The sequence below is a fragment of the Bradyrhizobium vignae genome (assembly GCF_004114425.1).
GTDB lineage: Bacteria > Pseudomonadota > Alphaproteobacteria > Rhizobiales > Xanthobacteraceae > Bradyrhizobium > Bradyrhizobium vignae.
Genome location: NZ_RDQF01000040.1, coordinates 13,150 through 33,913 on the forward strand (window position 1 = coordinate 13,150; position 20,764 = coordinate 33,913).

A 20,764-nucleotide genomic window follows, 5' to 3' on the forward strand; every position below is an offset into this window, starting at 1 on the left:
CGACGGTCCTGTCAGAGATCGGCCGGCGAGAGCAGTGCCGGCAAGGTAAGCTGGGCAAAGGGAAGGCACGCAGCGACGTCATCCTCGCCGTACCAGCCCGCCTCGTGAAGCAGATTGAGCGAGCCGAGCGTGCGACCGCGCCAGCGCACGGGCATGTTGAGCACGCTCTCGCAGCCGAGCGAAGCGATCAGCTCATGATCGGAGAAGACGGTGCGCAGATCGTCATGGGTACGGCCGATATAGGCTTCGCCGCGATCGAGCACGGCCTCGGTCCACGGTCCGGGCGTGAGCCGCTTGCGTCCACCGGTCGGGTACGGGCCCGGGAGATTGGAATAGACCCGCGCCGCTTCGCCGGTGCTGCCGTCATAGGTGAGGATCGTGAACAGCTTGTGCCCGATCGCCGACTTCACGGCCTGGTCCAGCGCCACGTACAGCGCATCCGGCTGATCCATCCTGCCCTGCGCCGCCGCGACGGCGCAGAGCCAGGGATCGGCCTTCAGTTTCGTCCGCGTCATGCGACTTCGCCCGCCGCAATCTCCTCCAGCGAGCGACCGCGCGTCGGCACGCCCATCAGCACGACGGTGACAGCCCCGAGCAGCAGCACGGTGGTGGTGACGCCGAACACGCCGGCAAAGCCGAAGGTCGGATAGAGATAGCCGACCAGGATCGGCGAGACGATCGCGCCGATGCGGCCGATTGCGGAAGCGAGCCCGGCACCCGTGGTCCTGACCGGGGTCGGGAAGACTTCCGCGGTATAGGCATAGACGCCCGCATAAGTGCCGTTCATGAACAGCGACAGGAAGATTCCCGCCGCCATGATCTGCTGGTCGCTCTGCGCGAAGGCGAGCCCGAGCGCGCTGGCGCCGCCGAGCACCATGTAGGTCGCGATCGTCGCCTGCCGGCCAATGCGCTCGTTGAAATACGCCGCGCTGAAATAGCCGGGAATCTGCGCGCAATAGATCGCGATTGAATAGGCGAAGCTCTTGGTGATGCTCATGCCGTTCTGAACCAGGAGACCGGGGATCCAGACGAAGAAGGAATAATAGCTGAAGGTGATCGCCAGCCACATGATCCAGGTCATGATGGTGATGCGCGCCTGCCGGCCCGTCAGAAGCGCGGCGAAATTGGCGAGCAGAGTCCCGCCTGTCCCCGCCGGCGCTGTTGCTTCCACCACCGGCTGCGGCAGGACATGACCCTCGCGCGCAAAGCCCGCCTCGATCCGGTCCAGCAGGGCCTCCGCTTCCTTGCCCCTGCCCCGGCTTTCGAGCCAGCGCGGCGATTCCGGCAGCGACTTGCGCCACCACAGCAGCATGACGACCGGCACCGCGGTGATCACCAGTACGATACGCCAGCCGTTGTCGGAGGTGGGAACGATGAAGTAGCCGAGCAAGGCTGCGGCGACGAAACCGAAGGAGAAGAAGCCGGCCAGCGCGCCGGTGAAGCTGCCGCGATAGCGGCGCGCAACGAACTCCGCGAGGTAAGGCGCGATGATCGCGCTCTCCGCCCCGGTGCCCATGCCGGCCACGACACGCGCGGCGAAGAAGGACGGCCATGTGTCGACCACCGCGCTCACGATCGACGCCGCGCAATACAGCGCCAGCGCCGACATCATCACCGCACGTCGGCCGATCAAATCGCCCAGCGTGCCGGCCAGCAACGCGCCGAACAGGAAGCCGATGTAAGTGCTGCTGCCGAGCACGCCGATCTGCACGCTCGACAGATTCCACGCCGTGCGCAGCACCGGCAGGATGAAGGCCAGCACCGCCGCGTCCATCGCGTCGAACATGTAGCCGAGCCCGCCCATCAGCAGCAGATGCGTGTGGAAACGTGCGAACGGAAGGCGCTCGATGCGCGCCGATATCATCGACATGAAAGTCCCCCTCCGATGTCACGGGCCCGGCGCGCCGCTCGGGAGGGAACCATAGACAAAGTGACATTATCGTCATAATTTATAATCATGATCTGATATATCACTAAGGTGAATGTCCTTGTCGTTCCGCGCGCTCGACCTCAACCTGCTGAAAGTCTTCGAGGCGCTAATGACCGAGGGCAGCGTCACGCGCGCCGCGAATGCGCTGCGGATGACCCAGCCCGCCGTCAGCAATGCGCTCGCGCGGCTGCGCGACGCGCTCGGCGATCCCCTGTTCGTGCGAGCCGGCACCGGTATCCGCCCGACCCAGCGCGCCGTAGTGCTGTGGGAGCCGATCGGCGAGGCACTGGAAAGCGTCCGTGGAGCGCTCGACGAGCAGGTGTTCGATCCCGCTCGCGCACAGACGGAATTCAGCCTGTCGATGTCGGACTACGTCTCCTCGCTGGTGATGCCGAACCTGCTCGACCATCTCGGCAGGGTTTCCCCAAAGTCGCGCGTCCACACTGTGCCCAATACCGTCGTCGAGATCGCCGACCAGCTCGAGGACAACAGAGTCGATTGCGTGCTCAGCGTCTATGTCAACGAGGCGCAGCAGCCGGCTGCCATTCGCTCGCGCTCGCTGTGGACCGTCGACTATGCCTGCTTCATGAGGCGCGGCCATCCGCTTGCTGCCCAGAAACGGCTGAGCACGCGAACCTTCTGAACGCGGGACATGTCGACGTGAGCCTCGCGGGCAAGACCATGCCGTCTTACGACCTCTTCCTTGCCTCGCGGGGGCTGTCGCGCAACCTGGTCGCCACCGTCAATCACTACAGCGCCGCCTACGAGGTCGTGCGCCAGTCCGACCTGATCGCCGTGCTGCCGAGCGACCTGCGCTCGCAATCGAGGCATGCGCCGTTCCTGCATGCGATGCCGCTGCCCCTCAAAGCGCCGCCGCGCATCGTCAGCCTGTTCTGGCACCAGCGCAACGACACCGTGCCGGCGCAGCGCTGGCTGCGCGAAACCCTGGTCGAGATGTTCGCCAGATCCGATTGAGCCCGCCGGTTCGATGAAGAACCGGAAACGATGGCTTTCCTGGAGCAGCATTGTCGAAGCGGTCTCCACCCCCTAGGTCCACCGGAATCATTCCCTCCCACACGACGGCGCCTTCGCGCCCCACAGAGACCTCATCGATGACCGCACCGCTCGAATTCGGACTGGATACCTTTGGCGATGTCACCAGAGCCGGCTCCGGCGGCCTGCTTCCGCATGCGCAGGTGATCCGCAACGTCGTCGACGAAGCGGTGCTGGCCGACGAGCTCGGGCTCGACTTCATCGGCCTCGGCGAGCATCACCGCGCCGATTTCGCGATCTCCTCACCGGAAACCGTGCTCGCGGCGATCGCATCGCGCACCAGGCGCATCCATCTCGGCTCGGCCGTGACGGTGCTGTCTTCGGACGATCCCATTCGCGTCTTCCAGCGTTTTGCAACACTGGACGCGCTCTCGAACGGACGTGCCGAGGTGATCCTCGGCCGCGGCTCCTTCACCGAATCCTTCCCGCTGTTCGGCTTCGACCTGCGCAAATATGAAGAGCTGTTCGAGGAGAAGCTCGATCTGTTCGCCGCGCTGTTGTCGCAGAAGCCGGTCACCTGGGAAGGCAAGCTGCGTCCGCCGCTGCGGGAGCAGCTGGTCTATCCGCCGGTCGAGAACGGCACGCTCAAAACCTGGATCGGCGTCGGCGGCAGTCCGCAATCGGTGGTGCGCGCCGCGCATTACGATCTGCCCCTGATGCTCGCGATCATCGGCGGCGATCCCGCGCGCTTTGCGCCTTACGTCGATCTCTATCACCGCGCCTTCAAGGAGTTTGGCCGCACTGTGCAGCCGATCGGCGTGCATTCGCCGGGCTATGTCGCCGAGACCGATGCGCAGGCGCGCGAGGAGCTGTGGCCCGATTACAAGGCCATGCGCGACCGTATCGGCAAGGAGCGCGGCTGGCTGCCGATGGGACGCGACGAATTCGTCAACGAGGCCGAGCATGGATCGCTCTATGTCGGCTCGCCGGAAACGGTGGCGCGCAAGATCGCGAAGACCGCAAAGGCGCTCGGGATTTCGCGATTTCAGCTGAAGTACTCGGCGGGACCATTGCCGCACGAGAAGCTGATGCGGAGCATCGAGCTTTATGGACGGAAGGTGGTGCCGATGGTGCGGGAGATGATGGGGTAGCGGTTGAGACAGCCTCAGTCCGTCTTCGCCCTACGGGCTTCGCCGGACACCACGCTTCGCCTATCGGGTATCACGTGGCTGCGCCACGCCTAGCCCGAAGGGCGAAGCATGGTGGGGGAGGCAGGACTCGAACCTGCGAAGCCATGAGGCGGCTGATTTACAGTCAGCTCCCTTTGCCACTCGGGACACTCCCCCGCTCGACGGCAGCACAATCGGGCCGGACCTTGCCGGCGGACCGAAGACGGCCATGGAACGTGAAGGCCGCGACAACCCGGATCGGGGCGCGACCGGGCGCGTTTATGGGCGAAGCGGTGGGGCAAAGTCAACCGAGGCAAGCAGCTAAAATCGCCCCCTCAGGCACCGAAATTGCCATATTCCGGAACCCGTGACAGAAGCGAACCCATGAAGGATCGAAAATTCGGCCCCAAGGGGGCTCGCGGCGGCGCTAAGCCCTTCAGCCGGCCCGGAAAATCACCCGGCCGGCCGGCTTGGCGCGAGCGTGATTCGCAAGCAGATGGCCCCATCATTCTCTATGGCTGGCACACCGTCACCATGGCACTCGCCAACCCTCGGCGCCGAATCCGCAAGCTGACGCTGACCGAGAACGCCGCAAGACGACTTGCGGAAGAGAACATCCAGATCCGTGTGGCGCCCGAGATCGTGCGGCCCCAGGAGATCGATCGGCTGCTGTCGCCCGACGCCGTGCACCAGGGGCTCTTGGCCGAGGCCGATCCCCTGCCCTCGCCCGATATCGAGACCTTGACGCAGGAGGGCATGGTGCTGGTGCTCGACCAGATCACCGACCCCCACAATGTCGGCGCCATCCTGCGCTCGGCCGCAGCCTTCGCGGTGAAGGCGATCGTCACCACCGCGCGGCACAGCCCGGAAGCGACCGGCGTGCTGGCCAAGGCCGCCTCCGGCGCGCTCGAGCTGGTGCCGATTGTCACGGTGCAAAACCTCGCTCGTGCGCTGACGGCGCTGAACGAGCGCGGCTTCCAGACCGTCGGCCTCGACAGCGAAGGCAGCGAGGATATCGGCGACGTCGCGCTGCGCGAGCCGCTTGCACTGGTGTTGGGAGCCGAAGGCAAGGGCCTCAGGCAATTGACCCGCGAGACCTGCAGCGTCGTCGCACGGCTCGACATGCCCGGCGAGATCAAGAGCCTCAACGTCTCGAACGCCGCGGCGCTCGCGCTCTATGTCGGCGCCAGCCGGCTCGGTTTGATGAAGCGCCAATAGAACAAAACGCCCGTCCGCATTGCGCAGACGGGCGTCACGTTGGCTCTAACCGATCAGAGATCAGTAATAGCGGCGCAGCACGCGGTGACCGCCATAATAGTACGGCGCGTGGCGATGGGCATAGCCGTAACGCGGAGCATGGCCGTAGTGCACGCGCGGCAGATAGCCGTAGCGCGGGCCATAGCCGTAGCGATACGGACGGAAGTACGGGCGGCGATAGGGATAAGCGGCCGGCGGCGCCACCGTAGCAGCACGATAGCCATAGCCATGACCGTAGCCGTAATTGGCAGGCGCGACGACGGCGTCCTCACGGTAGGTCGGATACGGCGCGAAGGCACCCGGACCGGTATAGGTCGGGCCTTGGTTGACGTAATAATACTGCGTGGTCGGCTCGACGAGACGCTCATAGGCGCCATAGCCATAGCCGTAGCCATACCCGCAGCAGCCGGTGTTGCAGCCGGTATAGACCGGTGCAATCGGCGCGCACGTGGTGAAGCCGCAGGCCGCGGCGGGCGCGGTGGCGGCAAACATCACGGCGGCTGCCGCGACCAGTCCCGAAATCATCTGACGCATTACTCTCTCCTGTTGATTTCCGTTTTTTGGATTTTCACGTTTCTCAACCCGGCGGCTTGCCGGGTATCTCCGTATGCGGCCGCAGCCGAGGGGGCCGAGGACGGTCGTTGATCTCGGGCGCATAGATCACGGGCGGCGGATCGACGGGCACGTCCATCTGCGGCGGCAAGGGCGCGGACGACGCGCCCCAACTCTGGTGGTAGCTCTCGGCGGGCGCCGGCAATTTGCGGTTCGCGGGCGGCTCGACCTCGAGCCGGCCGTAGCCCGGCCGCAGACCCAGCGTCGGATAATAGTGGCCGACGTCGTCGGGCTGCCGCTCGGCGATGTAGCGTCCACCATAGATTGTGGGCTGTACTTGCTGGTTCTTGCCGAGGCCCCAGACACCTTCGACCACGCTATAGGACGCGTCGATGTTGTTGATGATGATCGGCACGCCGGGACGGCCCGGGACGACGATCTCGAAGCCGCCGGCCAACGCCGTCGCAGGCATTCCGATCAGAAAGGCGGCGAGCGCGACAGCGCGCATGAGGAGACCCCGGTTATCCGGGTACAACCTAACCGATCGCGGCGCCGAGAGGGTTAAGGCCAGCTCACCAAATTCCGGTAAGCCTAACGTGCAAGGATTGCGCGACACTCAATGCTGAAGAGCGAACTAGCGAAGCGTTAACGGCGCGGGATTCCGCCGCCGGAACGGCGCCTTTGTGCTCACATCCGTTTGACTGTTCGCCGGCGAAAATCCCACGGTTGCACCGGAACGTCCTGCGCCGTCAGCGTTTAGTTCCCGTCAACAAAATGGGAGCGAAGAACCATGAACATCAAGCTTCTCGGGGCCACCGCGATTGCAGCGACCATGCTGGCAGGCTCTGCCATGGCGCAGGCGGTCGTCACCAATCCGGGCCGCTGCTCGGCGCAATTCCCCAACGCCAATTGCCAGAACCTCGGCCCCGGAAATCCGTACACCGATAGCGGATACCGTCATCGCCGCACGTCCTATCGTCAGACCCGGGCCGACTGGAATAACGATTGGAACAGGAGCCGCACCGGCTTCTGGCCCACCGACGTCGCGGCCGGCGTCGCCGGCGCCGCGATCGGCACTGCCGGCGCGATTGCCACCGCCCCGTTCCGCGCCTGGGACAATTCCTACGCCTATGACCGCGGTTGGGACAATCGCGGCTGGGACACCCGCACCTACGCCCAGCGCAACGGCTTCGTCTGTACGCCCGGCACTTACTTCAAGGGCGAAGACGGCCGCCGGCACATGTGCCAGTAAGGCGGTTTGAGCCGAACGCCACAGATTGGGCGGCGACACGGATCAGGCGGCTCCTCCTCGGGGCCGCCTGATTTCATGCCTGCGACCACGATCGCGGGTTCTGGCACTTTCCAATCAAGTCTGGTATTGCGGCGCGCACGGGCAGACGGCTCTGGGTAGGCCGAGCCCTGCCCCGCATCTTGGGCGTCGCCGGCTTAGCTCAGCGGTAGAGCAGCGGTTTTGTAAACCGAAGGTCGGGGGTTCAATCCCCTCAGCCGGCACCAATTGACTATCCTCCATCCTCCGCTATTGTCCGTCTCGGCGCATAAACCCGCGGAAAACAATGACTTTCTTGTACGTCATGGACCGTTGGCATCTGCTGGTATCCGCGCATTTTGTTGGTATCTCTGTTGGTACCTGCGGTCTCAGGCAAAGGAGATACCAACAGACGTTCGGGAAACGAGAAAAATCGAGGGGGTGAGCGGTGGCACTGACGGACGCAGCTTGTCGAGCTGCCAAAAAGGCCGACAAGCCGTACAAGTTGAGCGATAGCGGCGGCCTCTATCTGCTGGTCGAGACAGGCGGATCGCGGCTCTGGCGACAGGCGTACCGCTTCGCCGGCAAGCAGAAGACGATATCCTTGGGTGTCTATCCGCACATTGGTCTCGCGGCGGCGCGCGATGCGCGCGACGCCAACAAGCGCCTTTTAGCGGCGGGGATTGATCCATCTGAAAAGCGGAAGGTCGATAAGCAGGCCGCAGCCGTCGCGCACCTGACAACGTTTGACCGCATCGCTGACGATTGGCTCGAGGATCAGCGCAGCCTTACCGGCGGACTGGACGCGCCCAAAGACCAGCGCAAGAAGTCGCCGGAGACGATCGAAAAATTGGATTGGTTGCTTTCGCTGGTTCGGCCCCAGCTCGGTAAGCTGGATGCGCGCACCTTGACCACCGCGCAGATTGTCGACGCGCTGGATCGTATCGGTGCGCGCGGTCAACGTGACACAGCCCACCGATGTCGCGCGACGGTCAGCCGCGTGCTTGCCCGTGCAGCCAGGCGCGGCGCCATCCCGGTCAACCCGCTGGGCGATACCAGAAACGGCGACATCACGATTAGAGGTGCCAAGGCGGTGCAGCACCACGCCAGCGTCACGGATGCTCGTGATGGCGACCGCGACGGAGACGCGGCGCGGCGCTTTGGCAAGCTCCTTCGCGATGTGCGCGGCTACCACGGCGCCTCGCAAACCCGCCTTGCGCTCGAATTGCTCGCGCTGACCGGATTGCGGCCGGGCGAACTAAGGCGATTGCGCTGGTCTTGGATCGACGCTGACGGCGCCGAGCCGGTCGTCACGTTGCCACCCTCGCTCATGAAGATGCGCAAGAGCCACACGGTTTACCTCAGCCGGCAGGCAGTGGCATTGCTGCAAGAGCTTCGGCAACTCACCGGCTGGACGGCCGAAAGCGCTGAGCGCCTGGCCGCCGGCGCTGATTTCCTATTCCCATGCCAGCAACCGCGCCGCACCGTGGGGAAGGACGGGCAGCCGGTGAAGCGATCACGCTACCGCCCGCTATCGGAGAGCGCGATGAATTCGGCGCTGCGGCGGCTCGGCTATTCGAACAGCGATCACGTGGGTCACGGCTTCCGCAGCGCGTTCTCGACATTGGCAAATGACGCCCACGCCGCTCGCGCTGACGTTATCGAGACTGCTCTAAATCACATGGATGAGGATGCTGTGCGCGGCACGTACAACGATGCGGCGTACCACGAGCAGCGGCGCAGGTTGTCTCAATGGTGGGCCGACTATCTCGATGAGCTCCGCGGGTTCGGCCGCGTGGTGAAGTTGAGAGCTTGAACAACATGCCCCAGCCGAGCGCGGCAACGCCCGGCTGGGGCTAACCACCAATCCGCACGTAGGAGGTGCGATCCAGTGGAAACGTTCGACCCTCATTACTTGGATTTCAGTGCTGTGAAAGCAAGACTGTCACCTGGATGGCCTGCCAATTCGCTTCCGGCGAATTGGAGACCTTGGAAACAGCCTCGTCGCCCGCTCCCAATCGATCTGTTCATGACGGAGATATTGCAGCGTCGCCGCGCTCCAATGATCCACGAACCGGACGAACTCCGAAGACGTCATCACCTAGGAGAGTGTCCATACGCGATGGCTCGCGCCGGCGTTGCCCGGGCTGCCTTCTTTGCTCTCCATCGATCCGATGTGGAGCAGGTTCGGACGAGCGCGACAGCGGCCATGAAGCGGTTCGCCAAGAAAGCGGAGGAGTTGTGCGACCAGATTGCCGAGGCGGCTAGAGAGCTCGACTTGATCGCGACTGCTCAAGAACACGCATATGAGCCCGAGCTTGAAGGCGTTCCTCTCCTCCGAGAAATGGACCGGCTTCTGAGAGCGCACTCCGCAGTCGAGAATTTGCGAGCGCCGCTCACCCGTCTTTACCTTCAACGATCTCAAAACGCGGGCGACATTTGGCGCATCAGCTTCGCCTCCTCCCTGTTCAGAACGTGGTGGCAGCTGACTGCTCGCGATCCGAGCACAACGAAACCGTTCACCAGCTTTCTAGACGCCGCTTGGCAGAGCCTTTCGGCTGATGAGCTACCCTTCGTGAAAAGTTGGGAGAGTGCTATCGAGACGGCACGCGCTCGTGCTCGGAATGAAAACCCCGGTGAAGCTCCTTGGCGCATCGACGAAAAGTCCTCTCTCTGAAAATAGGGAGACCCCCTCCCGGAATTTCATGGGGGTCTTCCGTTTGTCGAAAGGCGCTATCCGTCTAAGTCCGTGCTCATCGTTATCGATGGAGCGGAATATGGACGACGGTTTCGAGCGATGGGTCAAAGCGTACGGGGTCACCCCAGCTAACTCGCCAAAACGCGCTTGTGAGCTGCTCGGCTGCGGGCACGACTATTTCTACAAGCTGGTGAAGCTCGGCAAGATCACCATCAGGAAGATGGGCACCAAGAGCGTCGTCACTGGTGAGAACATCTACCAGGTGCTGCGGGAGCTTCCAGAGGCCGATCGCGCCGCCTGAGCCCTTTCATTCATCACCCTTGCAGCCGCGCCCGTCGCAGTCTCCGGGCGCTGGCGCAACCGCTGCCGGCCGGACGTACGCCGGCGGCACAGCGCCCCCAGGTCCGTGCTCCGGTGCCTGGGGGCGCATCCCCTTCACCAGGATCGAGGATCCCGAGATGAGTGAACGCTCTCCCTCCCCTTACGCACGGGCTGGCAAGCTGATCAGCCTCGTGCACGACCTTCACGGCTTTTGCAAACAGCACCAGCACGGCGACATGTCCGGCGGCATGACTTACGACGAGCTCTTCCAGATCGAGCACCAGCTCGCCGAGGCGCTTAGCTGGGTCCAGCAACTCGGAGCGAGCCGCGCGCCGAAAGCGCGCGCGGCCGAGCCGGAGCCCGTTGATGAAGAGGTGTTCTGAGGGCGCGATGGCAGAGATCATCCATGCCTTCGCGCATCACCAGAACCGCACGATGGTCAACAATGTCGCACGCATGATGGTGGCATCGGGCTCCGACAGCTGCGCTGAGGCAGAGCTCGTCTTCAACCTGAACGTCATCTGGGACGTGCTCGAAGCCCGCGGCCTGGCCGAGGAGGTTATCGAAGCGGAGTGCCACCTGTTCTGCCGAGCGGCGTGGCAACGATATGACGAACTGATCGTAGGAGCCGGGGCAGCATGAAGAACAAATCGAAGTTGATCCAGATCGCGACCGCCGCTCGCACAGAAGGTCCGGAGCCGACACGGGCGCGCTGGCGCGCGCCGGTGCTGCTCTTCCATCCTATCCGGCCGCAGTCTTACGTCGACCGGATGGCCCGGATCGTCGTCAACGCCGCCACTGCTGAATTCGGTGAAGAGATCCTGCGGCGCGACATGCAGCACATCGAACGTAGCCTGGTCGACGCCGGGGCCGACGCCGCTCTGGTGAAGCGCGAGGTCCGTGCGCTCGAGGCGTCGATCCGGCGCGCGATCTGGGAGCGGGTTCTCGGATGACAGCGAAAGCGATGCGCGTGGAGGACGCGCCCGTCCGAGCGGCGAAGCCGATCAGCCGCCTGCTCGATTATGGAAAGGCGACTGTAAACTACAGGAAACAACTCAAAGAGGTGAAAACCTTCCTTGAGGACCGGTGGACCATTCCCATTCCGGCGACCGAGGCAGCCATCAGGGACGTCGCCGTGCTCTTGGACTTGATGGCGGTCTATACGGCCGGTGCAGCCATGATCGACGACTATCTCGCCTGGGAGACGGACTTCGACCACCCTACGCGCGAGCGGCTCAAGGCGAGCGCGATCGCCAACGCGCCACGGGGATACACCCCACAGCAGATCGGCCAGATGCTCGGCGTGCTTTGGGCGACACACCGACGGCTAGACCTTCGCCAGATTGACGCGATTGACAGGCCGCCGCGCGATGTCCTTGACGAGATCGATCGACAGCGGGCCGTAGAATATTCACGGAACTACAGAGCGTCCAAGCCCAAGAAGCCGAGCCAAGCGCAGCTCGACAAGGACGCTCTGATCCGTCGTCGGATCGCTACGGTCAAGGACGTGATCCCCCCGCAAGGCTCCTCCATCAGCAACATCGCCGCGAAGCTGCTGGCCAAGAAGATTGAACGCGGCCCCTTCGCCGACGTGAAGAAGGAGAACCTGCCTCGGGTCCTCCGTGAACTCGTGAAGGACAATTCCGGAGCCTTCCGAACCGAGTTCCGACCGCCGGCAGGCCGCCCCGATGACCGGCCGCAGCAATGGATCTTTTCCAATTAGACGGATCACCTATGCACCGCGATGCACCGCTCATAAGTGCCTGTCATTCCGATGTTCGACGCAAATCTGATCCCCGGTGCACCGCTTCGATGCACCGTCGTGCACCGTCGAATGCACCGGCTCACTTCCGGCTATTCGACACCGCACTGGGCTGGAACACGCAAAATGTCTGCTATGTAATTGATCCGCCGATGTTCGACGCGAATTCTATCCCCCGTTCGGCACAGAGCAGGACAGAAACCGAAAAGCTCAATGATTTGCGGTGTTCGACGCAACTTCATCCCCGAGGGACCAAATTTGCGTCGACCACACTCTTAGATAATAAACATAGGGGGCTTGGTGCGCATCCGGTGCAGCGCGCCGCCAAGCGCCGTCAGGCGCGCCAAGGCGAGCGCGCGTGCGTCAAACGGGCGGGACGATCGCTGACGCGACGCCCGCCCAGCACCGGCGGGAGATCATCTGTTTCAGATGGAACAGTTGCAGCGGTGAGACCGCATCACCGCCGCGACACCGCCGCTCATCACCAACATCAACGGCAGCAAAGATATAGATTACGCGCGCGCGAACGTGCGCGCGGCGCTGGCGGGCTGGCCGACGCGGCGAGCGGCGGAGCAGCGCACCGGCGGAGCAGCCGCCAGCGACGCTCGCATCAGCGCCGCAGCCCCTCCTGCGCCGCGGCGTGGTGCGTTCGATTTCTCAGCCGCTCCTTTCGCGCGTCGACCAGCGCGGAGCCACCAGCGAGCTCGGCAGCGCGACCGCGCCGCACTCTCGCGGGGAAAAGGAAAAAGAATCATGTTTCTGCAAACCGCCGTGCGAGCGCGATGGGCCCGAAAAATCAGCGTATTTGGGATTTCAAAAACTTCGGTTTCGTTTTCTTCCGAGGGCCCGATGCCTAAGGGCGCTCGCCGCCAGTCTGGGTTCGCCCACCGGCCTCTCGGTTTGCGCCGCAGGCTGCTCGAACTCCTCAAGCAGCTCGAGGCCGCGTCGGCCGTGGAACTCGCCGGCCATGCCTACAGCGGTCGCGTTCACCGGATGCGGCCGGCGCGCTGCTCGCCAGTGCAAGTTGCCACCGTCCGCAAGGCGCTTCGCAAGATGCTGAGGAACGGCAACGCGACAATCGTCGGCCACCATCGCGGCCGGCGGCTGTACGCTTGGCCTTCCCAGACGCCGCTGAGGATTGGTCACCTCGATGTCTGAGCAGCTCCGGCAAGCCCTCGCTCTGATCGCGTTACTGTCCGCTGAGGACCGCCGTACACTGGTGGCGCTGCTCTCCGATAGACCACCACCCGGCCACGCTGCGTCACCCAAGACGCGCGTGCGCAACGCTCTGTTGATCGGTTGCTGGGCGGAGTTCTTTCCTGATCGCAGTCCGTACGATGCCGCGCAGGAGATCGCCACCGCGTGGCGGCGCTACGCCGCCGACGCTTGGCCGCGCGATCGGCTGATGTCGTTGGAGAGTTGCCCGGCTAAGTATGCCGGAGCCGTCCGTTCATGGTTGTGGGCACTACAGGTCGAGAGCCCCGGCCCGTTAAGTGCCGAGCGGATCAGGAAAATCATTGGTCAAGTTGAACTGACCAACCGGAAGGATCACCGTCGCCATCGCTGATTTAAGGGAGACGAGGAACGTGCTCAACACCATGAAGGCGCCCCAGGGCATTCCATACGCAGTTGCGGAGCGGCTACAGAGCATCGCCGACACTGCGGCCAACCAAAGCGCGGCATTGAGGTCCGTGAGTGCCGAAATGCGCGAACTGCACGCAGCGGTTCAGAAGGACGAGGCGGACCTCCAGCGGCTCGAACGCTCGGGCGGTGCAGACGACCAGCAGATCAGCCAGCTTGCGGCCAAGATCGAGCGCAGTCGAGCCGATCTTGCGAAGCTGCTGGACCGGATCGAGAAGCTCAGTGCGTTCTGGAACTCGACGAAGCGGCTGGTCGACACGTGCCAGAGCTATGCGCGTACGAATGCCGGCCGCATCATGCTTCACGACGGGGACGACCCGCAGTTGCGGCCCGGTGAGAAAGCTCTCGCCGGCCTTGATCGCGCATCGCGTCGTGCGCGTAGCCTCAAGATGGATCGTCGTGAGATAGAACTCGCGCCCTATCCGCGAGCAGAGGCAAAACGAAAAGCGCGTGAGTACCTTGCAGCTCGGGCTCAGGCGGCGAGGCCCGACGTATCGGCCACGCTGGAACATCTTCAGGAGCCCCGTTTCCCAACCAGAGTGCTCGAAAAGCTCGGCAGCGGGTCGCTCGACTTCGTGACGGTCGACGTGATCGGCGTCATGGCATGGGCGCTCCCGGAAGCGATGCAGGCCGCAATCGACCGCGAGATAGACCTCATGTGCGAGGGCGAGGACGAGATCGCGCTATCGGAGCAGGAGAGGACTGAAAAGCTCGCGGTCATCGACGCCGACACCTTGGCGGCGGAGCGCGAGGTGGTCATGTTCAGCGAGTTGGCGGGCCTGATGCCACCGGCGGACACCGACCCGAGAGCGGTGTTGCGCCTGTCCGATGCGATGCCGGCACCGGAGCGGAGCTAGATCATGAACCCGCTCGCGCGCATCGCCGCGGAACTGTTCTCGACGCCGCTATTCCTCGATGCCCGGAAGGCCGCCACCATCGCCGCGGTTCTTGGCAATCGCGTCGGCGTCGACGGCGAGCGCCTTGAGGCGCTCGCCCGCGCATTCGGTCCGCCGTTGGCATCTCGACCAGCAGCACGAGGCAGGTCTGGCAACGGCTATGCCAAGATCGGCGGCGGCATCGCGCTGGTCCCGGTGATCGGTAGCCTCGTCACCCGCGCCGGCGGCCTGGACGCCGAAAGCGGGTTGATCTCCTACGACACGATCAGCCGGGCCGTCCGCGAAGCGAACTACGACCCCGAGGTGACGAGCATCCTGCTCGACGTTCACAGTCCAGGCGGAGCGGCAACCGGCGCGATCGAGTGCGCCGACGTCATTGGCAACATCGCGAAGAAGCGGCCCGTCGTCGCGGTCTCCAATTCGGTCTGCTGTTCCGCTGCTTACGCGATCGCAGCGGCGGCGAACAAGATCGTCGTAACGCCGACCTCGATGACGGGCTCCGTCGGCGTGGTGATGTTGCACCTCGACCGGAGCCAGCAGCTCGCGGATCACGGCCTGGTGCCCACCTTCATCCATGCCGGCGCGCACAAGGTCGATGGCAACGAGCTACAGCCGCTGTCTGCTGAGGTGAAAGCTGACCTCCAGCAGGAGGTGGACGGCTTCTACGGGCTGCTGGTGGCGAGCGTGGCCTCTCACCGACCGAAGCTCTCGCCTGCGGCAATCAAGGGTACGGAGGCGCGCACCTACCTCGGTGCACAGGCCGTTGCTGTTGGTCTGGCCGACGAGGTTGGATCGATTGATACCGTCATTCAGGAACTCGCCGGCTTGCACAAGGAGGCCGGCGAGACGTGGAGCAAGTACGACAAGATCGAACGGCTCTACGGAGCCAACAGCGCCTCCGCTGAGCGCCTGAAAGATGCCCATGCCGCCGGCGTTCGCGCCGGCGCGGCGGCCACACTCGCGGCGAGCAAGAGATGAGTTTCGACGAGCCTCCTTGCAGGCAGGATCGTCGACACCGCCGCCGGGCGTTTCTTGGCTTTCGCCCGGCGGCGGCCCAATTCCGGAGGTGCAAACATGACGTTCTCTGAGGTGCGCACTGAGGTGCTCCAGGCCGTGTTCAACGATCGCGACCGATCACTGGAAGGCGCCGTCGAGCTCGCCATCGAAGCTGGCATCAATTTCGAGCGAACGAGACTTCGCGCCATCTTGAGCGAGATCACTCCACGTCCCGGTCTCGAGAAGGTGCTGATCATCCGAGCTCTCGATCCGGAAAGTACGGTTGAGAGCGTCGCGCGCTTTATGGCTGAGTTTCCGGTGGAGCAAGCTCACTACATCAGCCTGCGCAAAACCATCAAGTTAGTGAGCGACAACAGCGAACAGACGAAAGTGGGTGCGCCATGAGCAAAATCATAGAGGCGAAGGCGGTAATTTCGGCGGTCGACAAGACCGGCGCCGTACTCGACCAGATCGCCAAAAAGTTCAAGGGCGTCGAGAAGGCGGGCAAGGCCCTGGAGAACGTCAAGGCACCGAAGTTTACCGGCGATCTCTACAAGGAGCTGGAGCGGCTCAAGCTCAGCGAGAAGGAGCTGGCCGGCGTCCGCAAGGAGTTCGACCGCTTCCACGACACGCTCAAGGCGGGCCCGATCCGCGCGAGCAATTATTTCCGCGCGATTGACGAATGGAAGGGAAAGACCGTCGACCATTGGCGCAACGTCAAGGCGGCGGTCGATGAAACCGACAAGGCGCACCAGAAGTTCTTCAAGCGGGCTGGGCGCTTCGCGCTGCTCGCTAGCGGGGTCGGCGGCGCGGCTTACGCCGTGGGTAACGTCGGTCGCGCCGGCTTCTCGGCGGCAGCGATCGCGCAGCGTGAGAGCGCCCGCGACTTTCTAGCCGGGGTCTCGTCGAGCGAGAGCGACCGTCTCGCAGCCGCGGCGCAGAGCGCTTCGACGCGGTATAGGTCAGTCGACGCCGCGACGATGCATGAGCGGTTGCGCGACACCGCCATGAGCACGCGCTCGACCGATAAGGCGATCGAGTTGGCGGACACCATCGCGGAAGGCACCACCGTCCTGCAGTCCCTCAAGGGCAAGGACAAGGCGATTGAGGAGGGCCGGAAGTTCTTCGCCGCGCTCGACGTGCTCGGCAAGAACATCGATCCCAAGGAGGTCCGCGAGCTGTTCGACGGCTACATCAAAGCGCTCGGCGTCGAAGGCGAGGATATGGACCTTGGCGGCGCGCTCTCGATGGCTCGGCAGTCCCGCGCCGCCGGCGGCGTCCTCTCGAACCGCTTCCTGATGACCACCGCGCCCGGCCTTGCCCGCGACCTGGGCGATCCGCAGCTCGGTACCGCGCTGTCATCCTCGCTCTCGCAGAACGTCGGCGGGCGCGCCACGAAGGCTTCCAAAGCAGCTCAGCAGGCGTTCGGCCTTCGTGACGGACAAGGTCGCTTCCTCGACAGCGACATGATCATGCGCGACCCGGACAAGTATGCTTGGGAGCGCATCATCCCCGCCCTGCAAAAGAAGGGCGTGGACGTAAACGACAACGTGAAGGTCACGGAGGCGCTCGCGAAGCTGTTCTCCAACCGCGTCGTGCAGGACGTGTTTGGAAAGTTGATCACACAGCGGGAGCAGTATCAGGCGAAGGCGGAGCAATACGGCCGCGCACCGGGCCTGAGCGCGGCTGGCCCGCTGATGGGTAAGGATCCGTTCGTCGCCTTTGAGGCCTTGCAAGCGCAGCTCCGCAATTTCGCGGCGCTCGCGCCGGTAATGGATACCGCGACCAAGACGCTCAACGACCTCACAGATGCGGTCGCGAAGCGAGCGGCCGCCGTGCAGAACCGTGACTGGCTCGGTCTTTTGCCCGAGGACGACCAGCGCATCATTAGGGGCGCGATCACTGCTTGGAATATGCCTCGTTCGGAGGTTCGCGAGAGACAACACCGCGATCTTCTCCAGCGCCAACTCAACGAGCAGGATCAGCGCGTCTCGCCGGGCTTCGGCCTTACGGGTGCCAATCTGGCGGCTGCTCGCCTCAAGCAATTCGAGCTCCAGCAGGGCATCAACGCGATCGACAGCCAGCGCGACATGCCGCCGATCTACTCGGACGCCGAGCTGAAACAGTGGGAAGCCAAGTACGGGAACATTGGCGCCAACGTGCCGCTCCCGCGTGCAAGGCCTGCCGGCCTAGGCGAGGCTCCACCCGTGCAGCCGCTCGAAGGTGCCGAGCAGCGCGTGTCGGTCGAGGGCAAGGTCGAGGGACAGGCAGACATCAACGTCAAGGTCGAGGCCGGCGATTACCTCAAGGCGCTGGTCTCGAAGATGGAGCAGGGGATCAAGCTCCTCGGCTCCATCAGCTCCAACGGCGCCGGCTCGACCGGCAAGAGCAGTCCCGACGCGAACGCGCCAGCGACGGGCTTTAACACTGGGATGCCACTTCCATGACCGCCCTGCCCCTGAGCGAGCTGGAGGACCGCGTAGCCGCACTGGAGCGGCTCAATCCGGTCGTCAATGTGGCCGTTGTGACGCTCTGTGGATTGATCCTGGGCACGGTACCGCCGGACAGCCAGCGCCGGATACTGGCGCTCCTGCGGGCGGGCAGCGCGTCTATCCTCGACGGCCTGACGGGCAGCGCGCCCGGCGAGCTGCCCGACCTCGTGGCGGACGAAATCTTTGCCGGGCTGCTCGACAACATCGAGCGGGTGGCGAACAACCATCGGCACCACCCTCGTCCGTAGGTATCCGCGGATGGTTGATCTGGCTCAATAGTCACTCCTAGCGCGAGCGGATCGTCCGACCATGAACCAGTCTGACGAACCAGATCGAGTGAATGAGCCGCCGCCGCCCGAGCCCTCCCGCTTGGATGAGGCGCGCCGTATCGTCCAGGAGTACGCCGATAATCTTCGCGAGATCATCAGGAAGCTCCGGCGCAAGCTGAATTGATACTCAACGTCGCGAGTGGCTTGACAAGACGCCTCCAAATCATGGCTTGCCTGTGCCCTTGGGCATGGGCGCAAATCGAGACGATCTCCTCGCGGAATATTACCTCAAGGCGGCCGGTGTCGCCGCGGTCTGGATCGACCGCGACGGACTGATCGGCTCGCAAGATGCCGCGCGTCTCCAGCTCGAGGACGGCCGCGTTGCCTTTTGCTGCCCGCGCGGTGCCAACTTCGTCCTCGCCTATCGCCTCCAGCTCTGGAAACAGGACAACGACCATGTCGCCGCGCCAAATCAGGCGGCGATGGCGGAGCGGCTGGAGCAGCTCGCCGACGAAGGCGGCGTGGGAATCACGCCGCATGCGATCGCGATCGACCGCGCCCGCGCGGCCGTCGCGGAAGTGAATGCGCGGCTCGCGGCGATGAAGTCGAAAGGCGAGCTGCGGGAGCTGAACCAGGCGTTTAGAGCCGCGCGCCTGGTCGACCCATCTCTTCGCTACGAGGCGTTCATGGAGGCGAAGAAGGCGGCGCTCTTAGAGGCGCTGGCGGGCCGCGCCAGCGCCTCCAATGGTTAGGATCGAACCTTGGAGCCGAAGAACGCGCTAACAGTGTTCGCGAGAGCAAGACGAGGCGGCTGACCGGCGAGATGGCGAAAGTCGCGGTAGAGCCGGATGGCGTTCAACATAATGATCTCCTCTGTGAACCACCTGAGCAAAGCACGTCCCGGTGACACGGGGGTCTCACTGCGCAAGGAAAAAACGTCTACGCGGTCTACGACCCAGCGTTCTTTCGGTGAGAGCCTCAGCAACCCGCGTAGCCGCGCGCGGATACACGCCAAAGTAAGGCTTTTCCAGCCGGAAAGTGTGCACTGCGGCGGCTTTTCGCTTGGACCGACCGGGAATGCCGTTACTCTCGGGAACATGAAGATCCTGAGCGTGCGAGAGCCTTGGGCGAGCCTGATTATCCACGGGGGACGAAACGTCGAGACCGGCGCAGTCGAGCTCAAGGACGTCGAGAACCGCACCTGGGCGACGTCCTATCGGGGACCGGTCTTGATCCACACAAGCCAGCGTCCGGACGCGATCCGGCCCGACGAGATCGAGAGGCGGTTTGGCGTGCGCCTCACGTGCGAGCAGCAGCTCGGGGGCGTCATCGGCATGGTTGACATCGTCGATTGCGTCCGGCCCCACCCCAGCCGCTGGTACGCTCCGGATCATTTTGCGTTCGTGCTCGCCAATCCACGACCGCTCCCCTTCGTCCGGTGGAAGGGTGCGCTCTCACTGCGCACCGCGCCGGCGGAGCTGCTTGAAGTGCTCGGATATGCGCGATCCGGCTCGGTCGCCACAATCTCCGACTAAAGTTTCTTCGCGCTACAAATCGTAGTGTCGCAGGTCGGAGCATCGCCCACAGAAATCTCCTATGACTGCATGAAGATCTCAGCACCTGTCTACAATTTGTAGTGTCCACAACCACAAAACGTAGTGTGGCATTTCTGTTGGCATTCTGAGGCACGCCGTTACTTAGCTTTCTCGTTAACAAACAGCGCGATAGCGCGAAGAGAAAGAAAATACGGAAATGCAATCCTGCCCAGTGCTCACCCTTGCTCAGAAGTACGACCTCCTCGCGAAGCAATGGCTCGAAAATGAAGACGACCATACCTACGAGAGGCTCCACCATTTGGTTCTGACGGCCGATCATCTTTCGCCCCAGAGCATCACGGGTGCGGCGTTTCAGATCGCGTGTGCTTTGTCCGAGATGGACGCGACCATGGGTGAAAAAGCGTCGGCGGTTCGGTTAGCGTCCGAAAGGCGTGTGATGAGGTTGTTGCGCAGTGCGCTCATCTTGCTGGAGCAACGCAGTGCTGATCTGCCTTCGCTGTGGAAGTTCGTCGTGCCTTCGGGCGAAACGGCGCTTCTTCGCAAGTACGGCTCGAACTGAGCGGGAGATCAGGCCCGAGGCGGCGCTGAGCCGCCGCCTCTCTGCCGAGAGAGCCGCCCATGAGAGCGAGGGACCGCCAAGCAAGATTGAAGCGAGCCAAAGAGGTCGGACGGCTGGCGTTCGATATGCTGAGGTTCGAGGAGCTCGTCGGCAACATGACCGTCAAGGGCGAGCAGAAGCAGTTTCGCGAATTCTCGCACCGAGGGCTGTCCGGGTCGCTCCTGACGCCATTTAGACCGACGCGGCTCGATGAGTTCTCGCGCATCCAAATTCGGCACCTAGGTCACAAGGTGCTCGACATTCGCTGGTCGAAGGCCGGCGACTTCCGCCTCGTGACGTTCGAGCCCGGCGATTGGGAAGAGCTGCTGGAGCAGGTCGCGACGGTGTTCTGAGCCGAGCGCGCTCT

Annotated in this window: 26 protein-coding genes, 2 tRNA genes and 1 pseudogene; 24 read left to right on the plus strand and 5 right to left on the minus strand. The window is 63.7% G+C overall.

The features are described from left to right. Positions 1-11: 11 nt before the first annotated feature. Positions 12-515, minus strand: coding sequence for a GAF domain-containing protein (locus tag EAV90_RS27145; protein ID WP_122402654.1), 504 nt, complete (start codon positions 513-515; stop codon positions 12-14). After that, positions 512-1,870 carry an MFS transporter gene (locus EAV90_RS27150; RefSeq protein ID WP_129145190.1) on the minus strand — a complete coding sequence of 453 codons (1,359 nt, stop codon included), beginning with the start codon at positions 1,868-1,870 and terminating at the stop codon, positions 512-514. The genes EAV90_RS27145 and EAV90_RS27150 overlap by 4 nt, the downstream gene beginning before the upstream one ends. 169 nt (positions 1,871-2,039) lie before the next feature. Here EAV90_RS27150 and EAV90_RS27155 point away from each other — a divergent pair. Together EAV90_RS27155 and EAV90_RS27160 are read left to right on the plus strand one after the other, a co-directional pair. After that, a pseudogene (locus tag EAV90_RS27155) lies at positions 2,040-2,905 on the plus strand (LysR family transcriptional regulator). A gap of 137 nt (positions 2,906-3,042) precedes the next feature. Continuing rightward, on the plus strand, positions 3,043-4,074 hold the full coding sequence (locus EAV90_RS27160; RefSeq protein WP_129145191.1) for an LLM class flavin-dependent oxidoreductase: 1,032 nt from the start codon (positions 3,043-3,045) through the stop codon (positions 4,072-4,074). Positions 4,075-4,183: 109 nt separating this feature from the next. Here the strand turns inward: EAV90_RS27160 and EAV90_RS27165 are convergent. Further along, a tRNA-Tyr gene (locus EAV90_RS27165) sits at positions 4,184-4,269 on the minus strand. A gap of 207 nt (positions 4,270-4,476) precedes the next feature. Here EAV90_RS27165 and rlmB point away from each other — a divergent pair. Next, on the plus strand, positions 4,477-5,310 hold the full coding sequence (gene rlmB / locus EAV90_RS27170) for a 23S rRNA (guanosine(2251)-2'-O)-methyltransferase RlmB (RefSeq protein ID WP_164937118.1): 834 nt from the start codon (positions 4,477-4,479) through the stop codon (positions 5,308-5,310). 60 nt (positions 5,311-5,370) lie between these two features. Here the strand turns inward: rlmB and EAV90_RS27175 are convergent, their stop codons facing one another. Together EAV90_RS27175 and EAV90_RS27180 are read right to left on the minus strand one after the other, a co-directional pair. Beyond that, entirely contained in the window at positions 5,371-5,883 is a 513-nt protein-coding gene (locus EAV90_RS27175) for a hypothetical protein (protein WP_129145193.1), read from the minus strand. 43 nt (positions 5,884-5,926) lie between these two features. Further along, positions 5,927-6,409, minus strand: a complete 483-nt coding sequence (locus EAV90_RS27180; RefSeq protein ID WP_129145194.1) for a hypothetical protein — start codon at positions 6,407-6,409, stop codon at positions 5,927-5,929. Between the two features lie 282 nt (positions 6,410-6,691). Here EAV90_RS27180 and EAV90_RS27185 point away from each other — a divergent pair, with 282 nt between their 5' ends. The 21 genes from EAV90_RS27185 (at position 6,692) to EAV90_RS27280 (ending at position 20,750) form a co-directional block, all read left to right on the plus strand. Beyond that, positions 6,692-7,153, plus strand: a complete 462-nt coding sequence (locus EAV90_RS27185; RefSeq protein WP_129145195.1) for a hypothetical protein — start codon at positions 6,692-6,694, stop codon at positions 7,151-7,153. Positions 7,154-7,341: 188 nt separating this feature from the next. After that, positions 7,342-7,416: transfer RNA gene (locus tag EAV90_RS27190), tRNA-Thr, on the plus strand. A 200-nt stretch (positions 7,417-7,616) separates the two neighbouring features. Further along, positions 7,617-8,984, plus strand: coding sequence for a tyrosine-type recombinase/integrase (locus tag EAV90_RS27195; RefSeq protein WP_129145196.1), 1,368 nt, complete (start codon positions 7,617-7,619; stop codon positions 8,982-8,984). A 393-nt stretch (positions 8,985-9,377) separates the two neighbouring features. Further along, positions 9,378-9,845, plus strand: a complete 468-nt coding sequence (locus EAV90_RS27200) for a hypothetical protein (RefSeq protein WP_129145197.1) — start codon at positions 9,378-9,380, stop codon at positions 9,843-9,845. Between the two features lie 100 nt (positions 9,846-9,945). Then, complete coding sequence (locus EAV90_RS27205) at positions 9,946-10,167, plus strand: MerR family transcriptional regulator (RefSeq protein ID WP_129145198.1); 222 nt, start codon at positions 9,946-9,948, stop codon at positions 10,165-10,167. A 157-nt stretch (positions 10,168-10,324) separates the two neighbouring features. Beyond that, positions 10,325-10,570, plus strand: a complete 246-nt coding sequence (locus EAV90_RS27210; protein ID WP_129145199.1) for a helix-turn-helix domain-containing protein — start codon at positions 10,325-10,327, stop codon at positions 10,568-10,570. A gap of 7 nt (positions 10,571-10,577) precedes the next feature. Next, positions 10,578-10,829 carry a hypothetical protein gene (locus EAV90_RS27215; protein ID WP_129145200.1) on the plus strand — a complete coding sequence of 84 codons (252 nt, stop codon included), beginning with the start codon at positions 10,578-10,580 and terminating at the stop codon, positions 10,827-10,829. Next, on the plus strand, positions 10,826-11,140 hold the full coding sequence (locus tag EAV90_RS27220; RefSeq protein WP_129145201.1) for a hypothetical protein: 315 nt from the start codon (positions 10,826-10,828) through the stop codon (positions 11,138-11,140). The genes EAV90_RS27215 and EAV90_RS27220 overlap by 4 nt, the downstream gene beginning before the upstream one ends. Further along, a complete protein-coding gene (locus EAV90_RS27225) occupies positions 11,137-11,910 on the plus strand; it encodes a hypothetical protein (RefSeq protein ID WP_129145202.1) in 774 nt (257 codons plus the stop codon). Before EAV90_RS27220 ends, EAV90_RS27225 begins: the two co-directional genes overlap by 4 nt. 792 nt (positions 11,911-12,702) lie before the next feature. Continuing rightward, complete coding sequence (locus EAV90_RS27230; protein ID WP_129145203.1) at positions 12,703-13,107, plus strand: hypothetical protein; 405 nt, start codon at positions 12,703-12,705, stop codon at positions 13,105-13,107. Beyond that, complete coding sequence (locus EAV90_RS27235; protein ID WP_129145204.1) at positions 13,100-13,516, plus strand: hypothetical protein; 417 nt, start codon at positions 13,100-13,102, stop codon at positions 13,514-13,516. The genes EAV90_RS27230 and EAV90_RS27235 overlap by 8 nt, the downstream gene beginning before the upstream one ends. A gap of 19 nt (positions 13,517-13,535) precedes the next feature. Then, complete coding sequence (locus EAV90_RS27240) at positions 13,536-14,447, plus strand: hypothetical protein (RefSeq protein ID WP_129145205.1); 912 nt, start codon at positions 13,536-13,538, stop codon at positions 14,445-14,447. Between the two features lie 3 nt (positions 14,448-14,450). Beyond that, positions 14,451-15,464 carry a S49 family peptidase gene (locus EAV90_RS27245; protein ID WP_129145206.1) on the plus strand — a complete coding sequence of 338 codons (1,014 nt, stop codon included), beginning with the start codon at positions 14,451-14,453 and terminating at the stop codon, positions 15,462-15,464. A 96-nt stretch (positions 15,465-15,560) separates the two neighbouring features. Next, the gene (locus tag EAV90_RS27250; protein ID WP_129145207.1) at positions 15,561-15,887 is read left to right on the plus strand and encodes a hypothetical protein; all 327 of its coding nucleotides are present in this window, start codon (positions 15,561-15,563) and stop codon (positions 15,885-15,887) included. Continuing rightward, positions 15,884-17,929 (plus strand): hypothetical protein, encoded by a 2,046-nt coding sequence (locus EAV90_RS27255; RefSeq protein WP_129145208.1) that lies wholly within the window; start codon positions 15,884-15,886, stop codon positions 17,927-17,929. The genes EAV90_RS27250 and EAV90_RS27255 overlap by 4 nt, the downstream gene beginning before the upstream one ends. Then, a complete protein-coding gene (locus tag EAV90_RS27260; RefSeq protein WP_129145209.1) occupies positions 17,926-18,222 on the plus strand; it encodes a hypothetical protein in 297 nt (98 codons plus the stop codon). The genes EAV90_RS27255 and EAV90_RS27260 overlap by 4 nt, the downstream gene beginning before the upstream one ends. 61 nt (positions 18,223-18,283) lie before the next feature. Then, a complete protein-coding gene (locus EAV90_RS39695; protein ID WP_164937119.1) occupies positions 18,284-18,427 on the plus strand; it encodes a hypothetical protein in 144 nt (47 codons plus the stop codon). A 64-nt stretch (positions 18,428-18,491) separates the two neighbouring features. Then, positions 18,492-18,995, plus strand: coding sequence for a hypothetical protein (locus EAV90_RS27265; protein WP_129145210.1), 504 nt, complete (start codon positions 18,492-18,494; stop codon positions 18,993-18,995). A gap of 345 nt (positions 18,996-19,340) precedes the next feature. After that, a complete protein-coding gene (locus EAV90_RS27270) occupies positions 19,341-19,778 on the plus strand; it encodes an ASCH domain-containing protein (RefSeq protein WP_208738545.1) in 438 nt (145 codons plus the stop codon). A gap of 217 nt (positions 19,779-19,995) precedes the next feature. After that, on the plus strand, positions 19,996-20,358 hold the full coding sequence (locus EAV90_RS27275; protein ID WP_164937120.1) for a hypothetical protein: 363 nt from the start codon (positions 19,996-19,998) through the stop codon (positions 20,356-20,358). An 86-nt stretch (positions 20,359-20,444) separates the two neighbouring features. Further along, positions 20,445-20,750: a hypothetical protein gene (locus tag EAV90_RS27280; protein ID WP_129145212.1), complete on the plus strand. Its 306-nt coding sequence runs from the start codon at positions 20,445-20,447 to the stop codon at positions 20,748-20,750. The last annotated feature ends 14 nt before the right edge of the window (positions 20,751-20,764 follow it).